Here is a 19474-nt window from a genome sequence, read left to right on the forward strand (position 1 = left end):
CCCGATCTTCAAAAAGCCGCTATTCTGCTTGCGATCCAAACTCTTAGCTTGTGTGAAGCCGTCCTGATTGGCCAATGCGCTGCTTAGATGTGTTCCCCGGTACGGCAACAGACTTAGCTGGATCGTACACCTCCCCAACTCCATCGCTTTCAGGATTTACGAAGATCTCTACCGTCGTTCTGCTGTAACCCGATGGATCATAGCGGACCCAATAGCCATCTGGGTGCAAGCTCCAGCGATTTGCCGGGACATCAATACTACCTGGACCAATTGGCGCCATTCCGGCGAGAACGGCCACGGCTTCTAGTTCTCTATAGCTTGATCCGCCGGAAAGCATGCGACGCATGTCAGCCTCCGCCCGGGCAATTTTTGCGATCGGCGCTGGCATGCCACCGACAAGGCGCGATACTTCATTGCTGGTCAAAACATCGATAGCGTTGCGGTTCATTGACGCGAGTTGACGCTGAGACAAAAGACGGGCCGCAATAACTTTGAGCCGCGTATTCAAATTCTCGAACTTCGCGCGTGAAAGAACAGCCCAAAGCAAGACTTGAATGTCTCGCTGCTCGATGTCTGGGTGATCGTTTGAATTTTGCAGGATTGAGGTTACGATCTTACGTGCCGATCCCTTCATTGGAGCATACAGATAACCATCACCGCCAGTCGGGCCGTATGTTCCTGCTCGTAGGCAATAGGTTTGGGCAATCATGCTGTAGTAGCCCGCCTCCAGCACAAACCCTCCCTCGCTCGATCGCGGCAATTGGGTCATTGATTGCGCTGTACCCGGATCAAAATCATCTCGGGACGGATCGGCGTAAACCGCATCTTTGATCGAAGTGGAGATCGGTTGCTTACGCCCAAATGGATTGGGAAGCTTTATTGATGGCAAGGCATCTCGGATCAAACCACCAAACTGCGCTTCTGCGACATTTGGAGTGGAAAGTGTCAGAGCAACCGCGCCCAATCCCATAATGAGTTTGTATTTCAACTTCGGCTCCCAGCGATCTTAGGCGATGCCTATGGATCAGTATGCTGTCACATTCAATGTCCGCAATTGGGTCGGTAGCGGAAGGTCAGCTCTTGAAGGTCGATCGGTTAGGAGCGGACTGTCAGCAGTCGGCCCACTTTCTAGCGTTATACGACCGCCACCAAACGGCGGCATGCCAACCGCCCGAGCGATCGAAAAGCAGTTGCTGCTATCTCCGATGCGGGAACAATCCTGACTTCAGCTAGAAAACGTTGCTTACGACCCGCGCCACCACATTGTTGCTCAAACGAACCAGCAACGCGTCGTTGCCGGAGCGAACCCAAACAAACCCGCTCGATGGAGCCGAGAGGCGGGCATGGCTGCGATAATCTATACGGCGATAGTTCTGCGCGCGCGAGCGGTCGAATCGTTCGCCTTTTGTGAACTTGTGCGCTTTGACAGTTTGCTGTCTATTCGTTTCGCCCTGACGGACGGAACTGCTTTGTCTGGATTGCTGTGCCTGCATCGTGCGCTCCGAATGCTCGGTTTGCGCCTGCCGATCGTTTCGTTGCTGAGCAATTGCTACGGTGGGGAATGCAAGCGCGAGGGCTAAGGCTCCTGAAATAAGACTACGCATGGTTCTATCCTTCCATCTGATATTTTACCGGCCCTACTGGAGCGACGATCGATCTGAAAACAACTAGTTAGTCAGACAATCTGTGATCTAGCATGCGATTGTGGATGCACTGTGGCTCCAGCCAGAAAACGAACTTCAATCTGGCACGATGCCGCGCGACGCGGTCTAAGAAATCTTTCGGAATTTGATCTCGAAAGTGCGTCCTGGCGGATCGAGAAAGCCGGACGGATAGCTGTCCAGCGTCAGGCTGTTGGCATCGGCCACGCTATGGCTTTCGCTGAAGAAACTGTTGACGACCATTTGAAGGTCGAGTTTTCGACAGCCAACAACTTCACAGACGACAAAACAGGCAAGCCTATCGCAGGCCTCTCGACCTACACCTACACGGACAGCGACACTCAATACACGATCGCGTTCAAACATGAGGAAGCCATCGTTCAGCACGTTTTTACTGATGGCCCGCCCTTGAAACAACGCGAGATTGCGAAAGCTATGGGCATCGATTCCGCGCATATTCGGCTCCAAGGCACGGCGTCGCTCGAGAAGCGTGCAAACCGCGAATTCGTGCAAAGCTTCGAGGATCCGGCGCTCTGGGAACAGATGTACTTCGGTGCGGCCCGCAGGCCAGACAGATAAGGGCACGTTCCGGCCAACGACTGTTTCAGATTCTGCCCGAAGGTCAGGCCGTGTTGACAAACCGCTTGGTCCAAAGCCGCCAATCGGCCGATCGGGGCTCCCATTCTATCACACGCAAATGGGCCTCGTTCCTCAAGGCCCATAGTCTGAAGCACTCGATGAGCAGGAGCGGGCGCTTCCTGGTCGTCGGTTTTCTAGCAGGGATTGCAAAGATCCCGCTGAACCTATCATTGTTCAAGTCATGCCAGATCGTGTTGGTGTTCCGGGACGAATTTTTCACTCGTTTCCCCGATTCCAAACGGGTAAACATTGCGGAACTTACATCTATGTATCGGGCGGGTTTGATCAAACCTAGCCGAATGACGCACAAAACTTGGAGGCAGATATGGCCAATTTTCTAAAACACGACGCGATGCACCTGAAATTCCCGATGGAAAATCGGGAGACGGATTTCGAATGGTGGTATTTCGATGCTGAGCTGGACACCGGCGATCATGTCGTTGTGATGTGGTCCACCAATGATACCCGCGTATCGCCGCGACAGCCGACTGTCCGCCTGAACATTTTCGCGCCCGACGGTCGCGAAATAAGTGAGTTGGTCCGCTATTCTGACGATCAAGTCAGCCTGTCTTACGAAAAATGCGAAGTCCATATCGGCGATGACTTTTGCATCGATCAAGGTGACCATTTTTCGCTTAAGGCTCTCTGCAATGGTCACGGGGTTCACCTGAAACTCTACAAAGACTTTCCATCTTGGGTAGTTGGCAAAACGCCCGAAGAAATGGCGATGGCCGCCATGGGCTGGACCATCGCAGTGCCGCAAGGGCGCGTCGAAGGGACACTTATCAAGGACGGGGTCGAGACGACGGTCAAAGGAAGCGGCTACCGCGATCATAACTGGGGCAAGGTCCCGGTGTCCGCCGGGAAACGCAATTGGTATTGGGGCAAGCTGCACACACCTGAATACTCCGTGGATTACTCGGTCATGATCCCGCGCGAAGGCGACCCACAGCTAAGTTGTCTTGTCTTCTCGAAAGATGGCGCAGTTATTGATCCGGTCTTCAATCGCGAAGGCCTGGTGATGACGGGATCGGTTGAGAATATGGTCCCCGCGAGCGAGAGTGAGCTGGGGTTACCCTATGGGAAAACCCTAAAAATGAACGCCTCTCAGGGCGATTTCGAGATCGAGTTCCAGATAGATCAAGATCACCTTGTTATGGTCGAGCGGCCCTTGAGAGAATGCGCACCCAATGGGGAACCCGCCTACCGCTACATCGGCAATGAAACCATCCGGATCACCAAGGCTGGCGAAACGCAGGAGTTCAAAACAAAGGCACTGCACGAAATAGTCTTCACCATACGCGAAGATGACCAATATCAGGGGTACGATGACGGTTAAGGGGCGACACAGAAGTCGAGAACGGTGTGATGAAAGCGGGTCGTGCCAACTACTGCTTTTATAGGGTCGCCAAATATTTGGATTGTGCGACCGCAATATGGATCGAACTATCAAGAAGGAATTTCGATGAGCATGATCAATATAGCCGAGGAAATCGTAATCAGTCGCCCATCCGAGGCCGTATTTTCGTATATCTCGAACTTGACACTCGATCCCACTTGGCGCTCCGAAGTCGTCCGGATGGACGTTGATGGCCCAATGGCAGTCGGAATGAATATGATGGAAAAGTCACTCTTTTTCAAAAGAAGAAGGCTGAACACTCCGGGCGTAATAACTGTGCATGAACCGGATAAGTGTTTTGAGTTCGTCTCAACGGAAGGGGCCGACCTTCCTCTGATGGGTCGGCGCGAAGTCGTAAAGATTGAGGAACAGCAAACGCTGCTGAAGTACAGGCTGGACACTGAATATGACGGCTCGACTTTCGCAACATATTTTACACAGAAGCTTTATTCGCACTGGGTCAAAGGGTATTTGGAGCGGCTAAAGGTAATCCTGGAATTTTAACTACAAGAGGACACCGAAACTGATGCTTTCATTTGGACTGACTTTCGCGCGGTTGCTAAAAGGGATCGCACTCTCGTGGACAAACCCGGATTTCAGGGCGACGCTTTTGCTCGCATCTATCATCCTTTTGTCCGGGGCGTCCTTCTACCATTCTGTCGAAGGATGGAGCTGGGTGGATTCTTTCTACTTTAGTGTCATGACAGCCGCGACGATCGGATTCGGTGACCTGAGCCCAACAACGCCAATCTCGCGGATTTTTACGATATTCTATGCCATAATCAGCATCGGCGTCTTTGTAGCCTTGATGACCCAAATTGCGACATCGCTCATTAAAACCCCGGTCGTTAAGCGTAAAAAGGACAGGACGAAGAAGTAATATTGTCGATCCATTGCGTGTTTTCCCAAGCAATGGCGTACACCGGCCGACCACATAAGTTGCTTTTCACTATGTAACTGACGACAAGGTTATGGGATTTGTGGGCAGTCCGTAGTTTCTAAATGTCAAGTTTTCTGCGCAAACAGCGAACTTCGCTTGTACGGGTTGCAACCCGCAAATCTGACTAGGGTACGGACCCGTAAACCGGTTTCCCATTCGGTTGGCTCTTGTACGCCCGATCGCCAAAGTCAGACCGTCTGTTGACGGCCCAGTTATGGACAAGACCAAACATCGCATTCTGGGGGTGGAAGCGGACGTCGCTAGCACTTAGAATAAGTCGCACCACTCAATGCTCGGGAAATCACCTATGACCAGCGATTCTTTAACCTAAAAGACTCCCAGGTCTTGCTTCAACCACGCCAAAAATTGGCCAGGCTGTTGATGTTGCACAAAATAGCCGCTGTCGGGAAGCACGTGCAGCTCAACATGATCTAGTGCGCCCGCCCAGCAGCGCGCAGCGGTCCATTGGACGTTGCGGTCATGCTCGCCGATTACTAATCGGACGGGGACAGGTGTGCCGCGCAACAAGTCGGTCCAGTCGTCGGCATAAGCAATATCACCGTAGTTTCCGACATAACCTTGCTCACGATGAACGGGGAGGCCAGAAATGATCACTGGTAATATCTCAGGGCGGCTTACCCATTCATAATCTCTCGGTGAATCTCTCACAACTGCCCTAGCGAAGGCTTCTGGTCCCTTGGTTGTGACAAAGGCAAACCCCGCTTTGCATAAAAAGCGCAAGGCCTGAGGGAAGTGCAACCGGGTCTTGGGTATCAAAAGATTGTACCCGTTCGTCCCCTCCAAATCTGCATCGCATATAGCAGGCAAGATCGGGTTGGCCGCAGTAACGCTGGCTATGCGTTCCGGCATTATCTGTGCAGCGGCAAGGCCGTGGACCAAGCCAGACCGCAAAGTCATCAGAGCTGTCTTATCAACCTTCAAATGGTCTAGCAGCAGCTTTATGTCTGGAGCAAAGACCTTTGGGTCGCTCGCTTCGCCTTGATAAATTGTGGTCCTGCCAAAACCGGGCCTCAGCGGCGCAATGATCTGCAACCCGGCGCGCGTCGCCGCTGCTACGGCTTCTTTGAACCATGTGTCGCCTAGAGCCTGATCATGGTAAAAAAGAACCGTTCCCTTCCGCTTGTTCAGATCTTCAACCCCGAAGATCGAATAATCGATTTGGCGTCCGTTTCGCAATTTGAAGATTCGCCGCTGGCTCTCACGTGGGTAATGGGCTGTTTCAACCTCAGCTTGCAGGCGCGCGGCAATCAAATTGCCATCATCCTGATCATGCATCAGCGCCAAACCGATGACCATCCGGACACATTCAATTTGCGACGTGGTGTCTGTCTTGGAAAAAATAGCACGTAGTTGACTGCGAACGGTAGTGATCGAAGCCATTCGCGCCTCGGCTATCTCCTTCGCCCTATGGCCGCCCAGCATCAACCGGATGACCTCTATTTCCGCAAGCGTGAGATTGAACAGATCCTGCAAGATCGGGCCAAGGAAAGTTGGCCAATAAATGTCGTTCGTCATTATGATCGTGAGATGGCGATCCTCATATTCATCATGGCGACGCTCCAATGTCATCAATAAGGGCTTCTCAGTCCGCTGGTTCTGGAAACGTCGCACATTATTTGGACTGTTCCCGCGCCGCGAGCCGGCGATGATACTGCTGATCAGTTTCTGCAAAGTAGCGCAATCAGCGCTGGAAAGGGGCATGTCTTGAAGCCGTGCCCTGGGGCCCAAATCATAAAGGCTCCGGGCTGCAGAATTGGCGCCAACGATGCTTCCTTCTCCATCGATGGCTAGCATCGCTTGCATTTTTCCGGCGAGAAATGCGTCGAGCTCACTTTTCGTCTCGTTGCGCCAAGGCGTAACCTTATCCAGCAGCAACGAGGCTTTGCCCCAATGGCTTCCAAGCGGCTGGCCCTGAGCTTCATTCTTACCTTGCTGAAGAGCATCCAACTTGGTCAAAAGCGACTGCATGAAAGCGTCATACTGATCTGGTTCGGACACCAGATTGTAGAGGTCGGTAACATCGAACTCGTTCTCTGTGCCATCCGCTTTCATGCCAAGTCCCGCTTTCAACATTTGCCCACATCCAAGCCGTATGGCGAATTAGCAGGAGACTGCCCAAATGCCCTCAACTTTAGAATGTCAACGCACTCAAATTTAGGCCCAAAATCGAACTAACTCTGATCACATTCAGGGCCAAAGGCCAGTTCTTTTTGGTTTATCCTTCATATGGATGATGCGGTCTTGTGCGGCGGTGGTTAACTTGATCTTTACGTCTGGTGAGTCCGTTGCCGCAGGCATTTCAGGTTCGCCCAGATATTGATTTTTTGCGCTGCGTAGCAGCTCTGGGGGCTAAAAATGACCAATTCACGCAAACTCAATTTCACGCACATTTCTTTTTCAGCGATGGCCACAGCACTGGTACTTGCAGGAACAGGCACTGCAGCGAGCGCCCAGCAGGACTTGGCGCAGGGTACGCTGACCATTGTGGATGATTGCCCAGCCGGACAAGCTACAAGCGACTCCGGTGGCTGCTTCAACGTCGTAGAAGCACATAAGATGTCAGTCGCAAGTCAAGAAGAAGTCGATCGTGTCCTGGAAGAGAATGGATGGCGGCTCGCAACCCCTGAAGAAGTCGAAAACGCGTGGGGGAAACTAGGGCTTCATGTCAGCGGCGTGGCCTTTAGATTGTCTGATGGAACGAACGCCATACCATTGCAAAGCCCTATTGGGCTGACAAAGCGCGGCATAAATTTCCGAAGCCGAGACCTTCCAGACTTTCTTGTTAGAGGCATTCTCTACGTAGATGCAAACGCTCCTGACTCAAACGCCTTGTCAGCAACCGTTGCGACAACCGGTGCTAACCCGCCTCCTATCGAGATTTTCCAGGCCGGCACTGCGACAATAACACCCCACATTGGCAATTGCCCGGCAGGACAATTCGACTATCTCCCAAATGGTCCAGCCATTCAATGCGGTCCGGAAGTTAAGTTCCATGAGACCTTCTTGCGTTTTGGCAGTGCCCAGTCGGATGCCATGGTTGCTGCACGAGAGCGGGCATGGGTTCTGGCGACTCCGCAAGAACTGCAAGCCAATGTCAGTTCGGGCCGATTGGCTCCCAACCAATCTGGGGTCGCAGCCGGAGGAAACAGGGTCGAGGCTACGCGGGACAGGACACTAAATTTGAATCCAAAATATGTCTCAGCAACTGAGGGGTTTTATTATGCTGAAGAGGCTGCGGCTAATCGGGTGCAAGTAATTCCGCATAGAGCGCAATACGGTTCTCCTTGGAAATCAAACAATGGCGGACCTGCTCCCATACCTACGGGCGTAAACGGTACCATTGCTGGTGGATCAGGATGGCAATCGATCGAGCGGCCAATTCCGGGCAATTTCTGGAGCTCTGATATCTCTGACCAGCATCCAGCAAAAGCGCTCTTCGGCCTCGGCGATGCACTCATCTTGCGAGAAGCGGCATCGATGCAGCTAAAGGATGAGGGGCAGGCGGTGTCCGCGCAATCGGTCAATGCCCGATTAGACAAACTCAGATCTGATCCAATTGCGCGATATGAGTTCATCCCGCACCTACTTGGGGTCGCATACACTGCGTTGGCAGCGAGCGAGCCGAGTACCTCGCAGATGAATTTTCGTAAAGTGTTCGAATTTTATATGAGCTATGAACGCTATCGCGTTGATGGCATCACCTATGACCGTTGGCGCGAATTCAATGGGCAAAATCCATATTCCCCTCCGCCTGGATATGGTTATGGTGCGACCGCTGCGAACTTTCTTCCTGTCATTCCAAGCGTCGATGAATTTCAATCACAAAACTCCAACCCGATGCAGATTTCGGCGAAGGGTCTCGTAGCGATTAAAGCATTGCTAGCGCCAGCCGCTGCGGCGAGTTTGCCCGAATACTCGAATTCGGATTTTGGCAAGATGGGAGCCGATCTTGCTGCTATTGGTGCGGCCGTTGGGGTTGGTACAACGATCACCACTGCAGGCGCTGCCATCGGACTCACTTCCTCTGCAATTCTTGGGCAAACAGTCGCACTGGGGGTCTCTGGCGGGGTAAAGTTGACCGCAGTGGTCACTCCAGCATTTGTGATTGCAAATGGCATTGGCAAAGGCTCAACAATGGCGGCAGCGGTCGCCGCTGGAGTTGTCTCCAAAACAACAGCAGCCAGTATCGGATTGACACCGCTGGCTGCCAGTTCGGCGGTCCTGATCGGCGCTGGCATTTCGCTTGCTTTGGCCGCTGGAATTGGGAAGTCCTTTGCTGATCTTGCGCGATCAAACGCTCTTGATCAGAGGCTTCGCGAAAGTATGGATGCAGGCCCACAACCAGTCGATGTTTATAGAATGGTTCATACTGGAGATATTGAAACTAATCGGATTGGGGCCTTCTCGTACCTTATGAAAATGTTGGTTGCTGATCCGACCGACAAAGGACTCCTTACCATTGAAACTCCGCCATCTTGATCGGTTCGGTCTGGCTTCTACGTCGTCAAATACTGTCCGTCGAGATCGGTTTGGATTTGCGCCAAAGGTATAGTTTTGGGCAATGGCCACTAGTGGGTCGTTGGCGGAATGTCTGATTGTGCGACCTCAGAGGCAAGAACTGGACACTCCGCAATCGACCCAATTCAAGAAAATCACTACTAGACGATAACTGTTCGAAGAGTCTTTATCCGACCACCTGTTACGTCATTCTGTGTAGCGGAGTGAGTTCGGTCTTTGTCTCGTTTTGGCCCACCACAGAGGACAGCTTAAGCGGCCTTCCCAAAACAAGCCTTCGGTTCAACATCATTTTTCATATTTAGCAGTTCGGCCACTGTTTCTTTTTCGGGCACCCCCGAGAGGACGGCGGAAAATGTTCGGTCTCTGTCTCGGGCTGGGGCACCAGAGAGGACGGCTTAAGCAGCCTTCCCAAAACGAGCCTTCGGTTCAACAGCATTTTGCATATTTAGCAGTTCGGCCACTGTTTCTTTTTCGGGCACCCCCGAGAGGACGGCGGAAAATGTTCGATCTCTGTCTCGGGCTGGGGCACCAGAGAGGACACCCATGTCATTTTTCATAACCTCAAGCCAATTATATGGCTCAAAATAGACCTCTTTTTCGGCCACTCGCGGGTTCGGCGAGGCCAATTCGATGATCCGGCGCTTATCTTGTCCGAAAGCCAAATCGTGGCTCAAACAAAGGTTTTTTGCCAGTTCGGCCATATTACGTAGGCTGGCTGCCTGCGCCTCGCGATCTTGCGCTTCCTGCTGCTCGGCCCGAAGCGCTTCTTCCTCGATCGCTAGTGCTTTCATCCGCACGGAGTGGGCATCACAGTCGATCATTCCATCAATCAATGCATCCGTTAGCCGGTTCTTGCGATCTGCTATGTTCGCAGCTTTTAAGGCCCATACTTTTTCCGCATCTCCATCTCGCGGCTCTCTAACCCATTCGTTGATCTGCCGGAGTGCTTCTTCGAAGTTTGCATCGGTCAATTGAACTCTCTTGAGAAAGCCACGCGCGGCATCCGTCAACTGATCTTCTCGCATGGACTTGGTGCGGCATTCGGCTGTTTTGCAGCGGTAGTAGACATGGGCTTTCTGCCGCTCAGGCACCATTGGACCATCACACAAACCGCAACGAAAGACACCTTGATAGGTGTGATTATGCCGCGTCACCTTTGGCCCAGACTTTCCAGATTTGATAGCTTGTACGCGCTCAAACAATGCGGGAGTGATCAGACGTTTGTGAGCGCCATTGTAGGTCACGCCAGTGCGTTTGATATGAATGACCCCGGTGTAAAACGGGTTGTTGAGCATGGTCTCCAGCCCGCACATCGAAAGCTGTCCCCCAGACCGATTGGTGAGCCCGCGGCTTCGCAGATGCGTCAGAAGCGTGCGCAACGAATGCTGCCGTGCGCCGTACAGCTTGAACGCCTCCTTCACCAAAGGTGCCCGCGCAGGATCGAGAGTTTTGACCTGCCCCTTGCCGTTGTCGAGATAGCCAATAGGCGCACGGAACGGATAAAGCCCCTGCTTTAGTCGGCCCGTAATCCCTTTGATGGTTTCTTCGCGCAAATTGCGCACATAGTCTGCAGCGACCACCGCCTGCACGTCTGCTGCCAACCGGCCTCCACGAGAACCGAAATCGAGACTTTCAGTTACGAAGCGAACATCAATCCCGACATCAGCGAGATCGCCAATGCGAGCCCAGTCCGCGAGATTGCGCGCTGACCGGTCAATCTTGTGAATGATGAGCCCTTGCGCCTGTCCGCGTTGCGGCTGCCTGACCATCGCATTGAACTGGGTTCGACCGCGCTTGGCGGCGGTTTCTTTCTCGGTAAACCAGTCCGAAATTGGCAAGTTATGGCGACTCGCAAAACCCGTGATGGCTTCTCTTTGCGCCTCCAGCGACACACCTTCACCTTGGCGTGCAGTGGAGACGCGGATGTAGGCGTAGTACCGTTTCATACGTCGTCATTTGATTGATCTGAATCTACCACATCCTCAGAATTCGTCGAATCCAAGGGCCAAGGCCAAGTGCCTTCGCGCGCATGTCGTTCGTAGGTTCGTCGGCATAATTCTAGATATTCTTGAAGTCGCTCGTCCATGCTTTCAATTTACAGAAGCCGCTGCGGTTCAATCTAGTCCGCTCACGATGCCGAATTCACATATTCGTGACGAGCGGTGTGGTGCTGAAGGAGAACGGCCGCTGCTTGGAATTTCCGCGCATAAGCTGAGCAAAGCCGCGATAATTGGGCAGATCAGCAAAATAACGCGGTTCGATTTGACCGAACTGGCGCGCGATCAGGGGCGCATCCTGTGCGCCAATGCGCAGGGAGATGAGCGTTCCGGCATTTCCAATCACGGCATCGATGATTGCTTGGTCCGCCTGGCCAAGGTGCTGATGCGCGGCACAAATCCCTAAGCCGTACTTACGCGCCTCAGAGAACAAGTCAGCGACGGTGGAAGTGGTGAAATTGTGGAACTCATCAATGTAGAAGAAGAAGGGACGGCGTTGTTCCAGTGGCTGCTGGTAACGCGATAGAGCCGCGTTGAAGATATTGGTGACGATGAGCCCGCCAATCACATTGGCGATGTCAGCACCAACGCGGCCTTTTGCAAGATCCACAACAAGCACTTGTCCTTCATCCATGATCCTCCGAAACCGGAGCGGTTGATCGGGCGTGCTCACCGATTTGCGGACAATTGGGTCTGCAAGAAAAGCGCCGAGCTTGTTCGCAATCGGTGCGACGCCATCCATTGTCGAGAGGTAGTTCATCTTGACAAACTCGCTGCGCCAGAACATCACCAATTGTGGATCGGAAATGTGCGTGATCGCCCGCTGACGAAATTCCTTGTCTGTGAAAAGCGGCACGATATCGCTTAATTGCGCCTCTGGCTGATCAAGCAGAGTGAGGGCGGCTTGTCTAAGCAGATGCTCCATCCTTGGCCCCCAGCCGCCGCTCCACTGCTTCTTGAGCGTTTCAATGAAACCAGAGGCAACCAAAGGCCTCATTGACCGAGGAACGCGAGTGAGCGGATTATAGCCGAATGGGCAGGATGGGTCTCCCAGGCGCCAATGGATGACCTTGCACGGCAACGATGTGGAGAGTTCAGTGGCCAGATCACCATGGGGATCAATTAGACAAAAGCCATTGCCAAGAATGGCGTCTTGCTGCGCCATGCGAGCAAGGAGAGTAGACTTACCCGTTCCGGTTTGACCGATAATGTACTGATGGTTGAGGCGATCTTTGAGCTCGAGGCCAAAAGGTTGCGGCCCGCGGCGAGTATCCGCGTTGCCCAGGGCTATGAATGCAGACATTGGCACAGAGTGCTATGCGCGAGACTGTAAATGAAGTCCGCTTGGCATCATGCCATGTGGTGTGGTGCCGAACGGACTAGTCAGGCCAGGCAGTGGCGCGTTAGGCTCCTTTTCGGACAAGATAGCGCAGTATTACCGCCCGCGATGAATGGGCTGTATGTTCGGAAAGGTGACAGCCTTTCCGTGCATTGTATGTGCGGCCCATTCAACGCGGGTTGGTCAGGGAATTACTGGGAGACTTGTCACACATCTGGTCACGAATATGGGGACTGGGAATCTCAAGCGGACTGGTCGCATTTGCGAACTGTGAGATATGCTTGATAGTGGACTTATCAGTTTAACCAAACACAAGTCATGAACACACAATTTGCGCATGATCTATGCGCAGCTCGTAAGAAGTCGGGCCTGTCCCAGCGCGACCTGTGCATCTTGCTTGAAGTTGGCAGTAAGGACGTCGCCGCACTTGAAGACGGCATCGTCCAACCAACGATCGAGCAATTGTGCCGATTATCGATCATCTACAAGCGCTCCTTCGCTCCGCACTATGAAGGATTGATGCGATCCGCGCGTGAGGCATTGTTTCGCAGCCTGCCTGATTTGCCGGAGTGCAGCGGCGATCCTCAAGCCGAATTTAACAGAGACAACACACTGAAACGACTGGATAAGGAGCTGACTGCCGCCTTAACCCAGAAACATGCGAGCGGTTAGTTATCTGGCATTTGCAGTCGGATACCGGCGAATTAGCTTCGTTTTGATCGAAAACGAACAACTCGCCACTTGGCAGACCTCGTGCAAGGCGGCGCGAGATGTCGTCAGCGCTGTGCGCTTCGCAGCCGAGTTTATCGAATTGCTTCGTCCAAACGTTGTGGTCATGGAAGATTTTGAAGCGGGGACGCGGAAGGGCAAGAAAGCTCTCGTCCTGCTGCATGCCATCGCTGCGATATTGCCGGGCCATGACGTGCAAGTCATCAAGCTGTCGCGCGAGCACTTGCACCAAACACGCTATGATGAAGCTGCCAGTTTGGCTCTAAAGTATCCCGAATTGCGGGAGAAAGTGCCGACAAGAAAGTTCTTCGAGAAGGAGCCGCATCACACTGTGCTTTTCGAAGCTGCCGCGTTGGCGCGGCAAGCCGTTGAAGGTGGAGCGATGTTGCTCGCACAAGAGATGTAGGATCAATAAGTACGTTACCAAAGCAGCGCAAAGAGGCGCTGCTTTTTGTGGCCGCACAGCGCCAGAACCAATAGTTGCCTTCAAAAAGACAGGCCGCCTTAATGCTCAAAACAAAAAAGGCGCCAAATTATGGCGCCCTTTTCACACGAATTGCATTTGACGTTTAGCGGTAGCGCCCGCGGCGGTTCCTCTTTGGTCCACTCATGATGTCCGTGGCTTCGACTAGCTCGCGCGTGGCGGTCTTACCCAAAGCGAGACCTTCGCGAAGAAGCCCAGCACCCAAGATTTCAACAACTCCTAAGCGTTCTTTTTTGCGGCGTGCCATTTTCAGATTCTCCTCTTGAATTCAGCGAAATTGCCGTCAATTAAACTAGGGTAAATAATTGTTTTTAATAGACTAAAAATATTGGAACATAGGTGAACATACCGAACGGACAATGAGAATAATTGCACCGATTACGGATGCAGACGCGAATCAAGCTCGTCGTTCAGCATCAGCAACGAGCGATGGTTAGATCGGAAAACTGAGCGCGCTTCCAATCATGCGAAAGCAATCCAAAACTTGGTGACGGCGGGCTAGGTGTCGTTCCAAACGCCTCCCATGTCCGAAACAGCTGGTAGCTGTTTCCCTCAGGAAAAAGCTCATCAGCGACCGCCAGCATCCGCTCAATTCGCACGTGACTGGTCGTCACATTGAGCACAACCATTGGTGCGGTGAGGCTCAAGTGATCGCGGTATCCGCCTAGCTCGACATAGTCCTCATATTGCAGCAAATGCCTTACGAAGCTCTTGCGGTGGATTTCGCTCGAACGCAGCGGTTCACTGCCTCGGTCGGCTTCCAGCGCGAAGAAGCGGAACCGCTTTCCAGCTTCGCTTGTGTATTCAAGCCCAAACACGGCATCGGGGAGCAAGCCCTTTGTGTAAGTCGCGCCGCTATCTGGATCGCAGATCTCAGCCTGCCAGCGCAAGCTCGCATCCGCGCGGGCCAGGATCTTGGATTGCGGAATGTAGTTCACATCTTCACGAGCCCGGCAAGCGAGCTCAAACGACGCGGTAATGCAGCTCACCATCAGGCTGTGCCACCACGGCCCAGACCTTGTGGGACGTATGGGGCACCCGGTCTTTCTCAAGGCACTGATGGATGCTGGCGAGAGATCGTAGACGAGCTGATTGTAACGGGCATCGATCGTGCGGAATTGCTCCGCTGGACGTGTGAGGTAGGCTCCTTTGTCAGGTGTCCGATCTTCATTGAACAGATCGGTTAGCCGCTCCTTGGCGCGTTTCTCGCTAGCATGAGTGTCTTTTGCAAAGGCGAGTAGAAATGAGGATGGCAGCGGGCCGTGCTCGGCCAGTTTTTCAAACCAGAGCAGGTCGCGCGGCTGCGGGGTGATGCGCTTGCCGGTTGAGATTGGCTTGGTGCGGCATCGGCGGCCAAGGGCATCGCGCTTTGGTTTTTGGGGCATGGATTGTCCTCATGATTGCTAAAGGACCGCCCTTTTATGCACGTAAATCAAGCCTGTAACCGTGCGGTATTGTCAGAAGTGAGCGGGCAAGGTCAGCAGCGAGCCGCAATGTTCAGCGCTTTAAAAACCTTCTTGCTCCCCGGGATCGGTGTCGATCTTGCCTTTTGCAGCCCTGGAACCCGGCTCCTTTTTAGACTTCGCGTGCTTTTCACTAGCATGTGACGATGCACCCGAGCCGGACTGACCTCCACCAGAGGGCTTAAGCCCATTTGGTTTGGGAGCATCAGGCCCAGATTGCCCATCGCCTGGATCATCACCGTCACCACTTTGTGGGCCTTGGTCATCATCCTCCGCACCAATCTCAGAATGATGCACCGCATAGCGATCGCGCATCTTGTTCCTTAGCAAATCACGCTCAACTGCTGACATGACCGGAAGGGCCTCCATTAGCCCGAAAGGGAATGTCAGCGGCACAGCGTGCTTGGTGATCCCGCGGATATGGGCGGCAAAGCTGCCTTTGCCCTGGGCTTCGATAAAGGCGGGATCGGTGTAGAGCATGGGTGCAAGGCTGCGCGCGTCTTTAGCTGAGACACCGCCTGCAAACTTAATCGCAGTGTTGGCCGCGAAGGCTTCCTGCAGTTTTGGCTCAAGCTGGCCCAAGTATTGATGCGCCAGCACCATGCCGACATTGTATTTGCGCGCCTGGGCCAGGATCAGACCGATATTGCGGTCGAAATAGTCCTGCGCCTCGTCGATATAGACCATGGTCGGCACGCGTTCGCTTTTGGGGAGCGTTGCGCGTTCCTGGGCAGCTTGCGCGATCATCGCGATAAAGAACCGCCCGAATATCTCGGTGCCTTGCTCCTTGAGCAAATCCTTGGCGGTGTTGATCAGGATCACTTTGCCAGCATTCATTTCGCTAAACAGATCGAGTTTGGAGCGCGGATGCGCGAACATTCGCTCAAAGGTCTGGTTTTCGAGAATGCCCCACAGGCGGCGCAGCACCTGCTTCTTGGTCTGCTCAAACTCGCGGCTAGCAAATTCGGTTTCGAAGAAGTGCTTGGCGGTGCCTTCGAGCTTGGCGATGTGCTCGGCAAATTTCACTTCGCTCTTTGGCTCCATCAGCTCACGCAAAGTGTGTATCGTCGCATCGGGGATATGCAGCATTAGGCGGGTGACATAGCGAAAGATGACATTCTGCTTTTGGGTCATCTGCGCGTCGAGCAGCGTGCCGAGCACAAAGTCATAGAGCTCAAGGATTGAGTTGGTGAGCCGCTCGCGCTCAAGCGGCGCGTAGCCTGCAAGCCGTTCTTGCCCGACATCGAATAGGTTGAGGGAGACCGGATATTCGACGTCGCTAGGATCAATGATCACAATTCGGTCGTGCAATGGCTCCCCAGGGGCAAAAATGCCCATCTGAGCGATGTTGCGGATCAAATCGCCCTGACTGTCGAGAACGATGATGGAACGCCTCCCAGCGCCGATTGCGGCCAAATCCTGCGTGATGAGATATTGCAATGTCTGCGTCTTGCCATGTCCCGAGCCTGCAACAATGTGCTGATGCTCGAAGCGAGACTTGGTCGGAATGGTGAAACTCAGCTCCTGATCGAACAAGCTGAGCAATGGTGTTCCGCTCAGATAGGTCTCGACCACCTGTTCCGGCGTCTTGGCATCGAACTGGGAAGGCAGTTTGGGCGCGCGCTTAAAGCTCGCTGGATCAGCCGGGTTGCCGCCTGAGGCTGCGATCAGATTGTAGGCGAGGCGGCTGTGCAGATTGGGTAGCAATCCCGCTTCGGCAAGCTCATCGGCCAGACCGATATCGAGCAACTCTTCTGTGACAGCGCTAACATCTCCTAGGCTACGAAGCAGGTCAGTTGGCACCGAAATCCCGTCCCGGGTTTCTGCGATATCGAGTAGAGCCGGACAGGCCTTGTAGAGCGGCAAGAGAAACGCCGTCGCTGCGCGAGTGAGGAGCTCGACATTTGCATCAAAATTTCGAACCAATGCCTGCTGGCGGCTGAGCTCTTCCCGGATTTCCCATAGCTCAGCGATGGTTCGCTCCTGCTCCCAATCGACTTCGGGAAGGACAAACAGACCGTCGTAGTCAAAGAGCTCCAAGACAAGGCTGAGGACGACCGCATCTTGATCGTTTATCGGCACGTCGTCGTAGAGCGAAAAACGCACCTTGGTCGCGATATTCGCGATGACGCCTTCGCGTCCTTTAACTGTCCGAATACCAAGCTGATCAAAAGCCGAGGCGACTTCGTTCCATTTCTGCTGGACGAGCTGCTTCTCGCTTGGCCGAAACAGACCATGCACGAGGCTGTGCAACCAAGCGCCAAACCGCGAGGCCATTTATCTGATCCCTAGAACGACTTCTTTGGCCTCATTATGCGGCAGGACAGGTATCGGGATCGTCTCGACCCCATCCCAATGCTTGGCAGTTTCGAGCACTTGGCGAAGCACACTGCAGACGTTCTCAATCTCCGCTTCTTTCTTGGCAAGGTCGATCACGCTGCGACATTTGAAGCGGCGGCCAAAGAGCAAATCATCCATGAACAAGCGCTCGCGCTTCTCATTGAACCACCAATACCCAGCGCCAATACCGACCAAAAGGCTAAGGCCCAGGGCGATCATATAATCAAAGAGCAGAAAGGTATCGCGAAACACAATCACAAGCGCAATAAAGGCGGCGATTGCGGCCGTTATGCCAATCCCGCCAGCAATGCGGCGTAGATCGGTATCATCGGCGTCTAAAATCAAGGCACCGCGAAAGCCGTAGCGATCGACCAAAGCGCGCTCGTCATCAGTAAACTCAGCCTTAGCCCACAGCCGAAAAGTAGCTCCACCAAAATTTTTCTGGTGCTGTTCTCGTTTGAACAAAATATCCATAGTGCTTCACCCCCAAATGAAGAGAAACAAGCATGGCTTTTCCAATCGAAGGGTCAAGACAATTTTCTGCTCGTAACACTTGTCTGGGCGCGAGCGACTTCAAGATTATTTCTATCACTATAAATGAAGAAATATCTTGAAGTCATTCTGCGTCCCCATCTGGAAATGGACTGCAGTGAAAACCTATGTTCTCTTATGGATAGGGATCGGAAACAGCACGGGATGGGGATAGAGTAAGCCGCTCTCGTATCCCCATCACATACCAGTCATTTGCCGAGTTATTGCATCGACTTCAGCGCAGGCAAGATCACGTGGGAAATACCGAAACTCTTCACCCGTGATTTGGTCGCCATTCGCAATCCAAAGAATTGGCCACATTGCATCCTCAGAAACTGTGACCTTCGAGCCTGGCAGCATGTCACCTCCAACGCCGCTCAATTGGTAGGCAGGCAACTCCTCGCCAGCTTCAAGGATGTTGGTTAGAGCGTAGCGGCTCGTCCCAAAGTCGATTTCCGTCTCCGATAGAACAACAACTGCGTCTGGATTGATCCCATCGCAGGATGCGCGGTCTGACCAAAGCCCCCTTAGCTTAGCCGGGAACACTAAGCCGTCCTCGCTAACCATCTTCTCGCCGCGCGAAAGATTGGCGCCCCAAACATATCCGCCGCCCGCTAGTTTGAGCCACCGCGAAGTCGGATCGAACGCTTTGACTTCACGCGCCATAACTGTCTCGCCCTCATTCAAGGTCCGGATGACAGTCGTTCCTTCACTGGTTGGAAAATCGCGGACGTTTGCAGGCCCAGTGACAAAAAACTCCGTTTCTTCCCCGACAAACACGTCTTCATAATTGGCAAGGTCTGGCAGGCCATCTGCGGTGAGCTGCGGTGCCTCGGTGGTTTCCTCAAACAAGGATCCGATGCCGCGCGTGATGGGATTGCTGGTAATTGTGATGAGCAGCAAGGCTAACACGCTTGCTCCTGCAATGACCTTCGTTCGGTTTTGCGGGTTGGCTGCGTAGGCAATCGCCGCTGAGATGAGCTTGCCCAAGCCTGTACCAAGCTCTGTGACATAGCGGCCTGCGAGTTGGCCCGCGCCCATGCCTCGCTCGGTTACCTCACCGCATTTTGAGCAAAAGGTCTCGCGAAAATCGAGCTCTGCCCCGCATGATGTACATTTTTGCATCTGCTTCCCCCAAAGCAAAATGGGTGACCGAGTTCTGCAGACCCGATCACCCGCTCCTTTAACAGGAGTGCCGGACAGGTTCGTCTCGGGCTTCTAGGCGTTCTTGGAGCCAATCCAGAACTTCGTCCTCAACCCATCCGACCCGGCTTAGGCCCAGACTGTACCCGCTTGGGGAATAGGCCTGCCTTTTCCAGGCGTGCGATGTGCTGAGGTGAATACAGAACAAGCTCCTTGACCTGACGCTTTGACAAAATCCTCATCACGATTTCTCCTTGATAGAAGAGCATC

At 53.3% G+C, this 19474-nt stretch carries 16 protein-coding genes; 7 read left to right on the top strand and 9 right to left on the bottom strand.

Annotated features, from left to right (window positions below; all coding sequences use genetic code 11):
• Positions 1–43: 43 nt before the first annotated feature.
• Complete coding sequence (locus AC0V6M_RS03415; RefSeq protein ID WP_486137461.1) at positions 44–988, bottom strand: hypothetical protein; 945 nt, start codon at positions 986–988, stop codon at positions 44–46.
• A gap of 241 nt (positions 989–1229) precedes the next feature.
• Entirely contained in the window at positions 1230–1604 is a 375-nt protein-coding gene (locus AC0V6M_RS03420) for an RcnB family protein (protein WP_486137462.1), read from the bottom strand.
• Positions 1605–1715: 111 nt separating this feature from the next.
• Between AC0V6M_RS03420 and AC0V6M_RS03425 the strand changes: the two genes are divergently transcribed.
• The 4 genes from AC0V6M_RS03425 to AC0V6M_RS03440 all read left to right on the top strand — a co-directional run bounded on the left by AC0V6M_RS03425 (position 1716) and on the right by AC0V6M_RS03440 (position 4579).
• Entirely contained in the window at positions 1716–2240 is a 525-nt protein-coding gene (locus AC0V6M_RS03425; RefSeq protein ID WP_486137463.1) for a hypothetical protein, read from the top strand.
• Between the two features lie 385 nt (positions 2241–2625).
• A complete protein-coding gene (locus tag AC0V6M_RS03430) occupies positions 2626–3639 on the top strand; it encodes a hypothetical protein (protein WP_486137464.1) in 1014 nt (337 codons plus the stop codon).
• A 126-nt stretch (positions 3640–3765) separates the two neighbouring features.
• Positions 3766–4203 (top strand): SRPBCC family protein, encoded by a 438-nt coding sequence (locus AC0V6M_RS03435; protein ID WP_486137465.1) that lies wholly within the window; start codon positions 3766–3768, stop codon positions 4201–4203.
• Positions 4204–4225: 22 nt separating this feature from the next.
• The gene (locus AC0V6M_RS03440) at positions 4226–4579 is read left to right on the top strand and encodes a potassium channel family protein (protein WP_486137466.1); all 354 of its coding nucleotides are present in this window, start codon (positions 4226–4228) and stop codon (positions 4577–4579) included.
• A 387-nt stretch (positions 4580–4966) separates the two neighbouring features.
• Here AC0V6M_RS03440 and AC0V6M_RS03445 read toward each other — a convergent pair whose 3' ends face one another.
• On the bottom strand, positions 4967–6733 hold the full coding sequence (locus AC0V6M_RS03445; RefSeq protein ID WP_486137467.1) for a bifunctional helix-turn-helix transcriptional regulator/alpha/beta hydrolase: 1767 nt from the start codon (positions 6731–6733) through the stop codon (positions 4967–4969).
• 282 nt (positions 6734–7015) lie between these two features.
• Between AC0V6M_RS03445 and AC0V6M_RS03450 the strand changes: the two genes are divergently transcribed.
• Positions 7016–9139, top strand: a complete 2124-nt coding sequence (locus tag AC0V6M_RS03450; protein ID WP_486137468.1) for a hypothetical protein — start codon at positions 7016–7018, stop codon at positions 9137–9139.
• Between the two features lie 434 nt (positions 9140–9573).
• Here the strand turns inward: AC0V6M_RS03450 and AC0V6M_RS03455 are convergent, their stop codons facing one another.
• The gene (locus AC0V6M_RS03455) at positions 9574–11124 is read right to left on the bottom strand and encodes a recombinase family protein (RefSeq protein ID WP_486137469.1); all 1551 of its coding nucleotides are present in this window, start codon (positions 11122–11124) and stop codon (positions 9574–9576) included.
• Between the two features lie 196 nt (positions 11125–11320).
• Positions 11321–12478, bottom strand: coding sequence for a type IV secretory system conjugative DNA transfer family protein (locus tag AC0V6M_RS03460; protein ID WP_486137470.1), 1158 nt, complete (start codon positions 12476–12478; stop codon positions 11321–11323).
• Positions 12479–12832: 354 nt separating this feature from the next.
• Here AC0V6M_RS03460 and AC0V6M_RS03465 point away from each other — a divergent pair, with 354 nt between their 5' ends.
• A complete protein-coding gene (locus AC0V6M_RS03465; RefSeq protein WP_486137471.1) occupies positions 12833–13186 on the top strand; it encodes a helix-turn-helix transcriptional regulator in 354 nt (117 codons plus the stop codon).
• Between the two features lie 163 nt (positions 13187–13349).
• Positions 13350–13649 (top strand): hypothetical protein, encoded by a 300-nt coding sequence (locus AC0V6M_RS03470; RefSeq protein ID WP_486137472.1) that lies wholly within the window; start codon positions 13350–13352, stop codon positions 13647–13649.
• Positions 13650–14143: 494 nt separating this feature from the next.
• Here AC0V6M_RS03470 and AC0V6M_RS03475 read toward each other — a convergent pair whose 3' ends face one another.
• From AC0V6M_RS03475 to AC0V6M_RS03490, 4 genes are all read right to left on the bottom strand, one after another.
• Positions 14144–15112: a replication-relaxation family protein gene (locus AC0V6M_RS03475; protein WP_486137473.1), complete on the bottom strand. Its 969-nt coding sequence runs from the start codon at positions 15110–15112 to the stop codon at positions 14144–14146.
• A gap of 120 nt (positions 15113–15232) precedes the next feature.
• Positions 15233–17467: a type IV secretory system conjugative DNA transfer family protein gene (locus tag AC0V6M_RS03480; RefSeq protein WP_486137474.1), complete on the bottom strand. Its 2235-nt coding sequence runs from the start codon at positions 17465–17467 to the stop codon at positions 15233–15235.
• Complete coding sequence (locus AC0V6M_RS03485) at positions 17468–18004, bottom strand: hypothetical protein (RefSeq protein WP_486137475.1); 537 nt, start codon at positions 18002–18004, stop codon at positions 17468–17470.
• Positions 18005–18259: 255 nt separating this feature from the next.
• Entirely contained in the window at positions 18260–19186 is a 927-nt protein-coding gene (locus AC0V6M_RS03490; protein WP_486137476.1) for a zinc ribbon domain-containing protein, read from the bottom strand.
• Between the last annotated feature and the right edge of the window lie 288 nt (positions 19187–19474).

This window comes from Erythrobacter sp. JB3-1, from assembly GCF_057364995.1.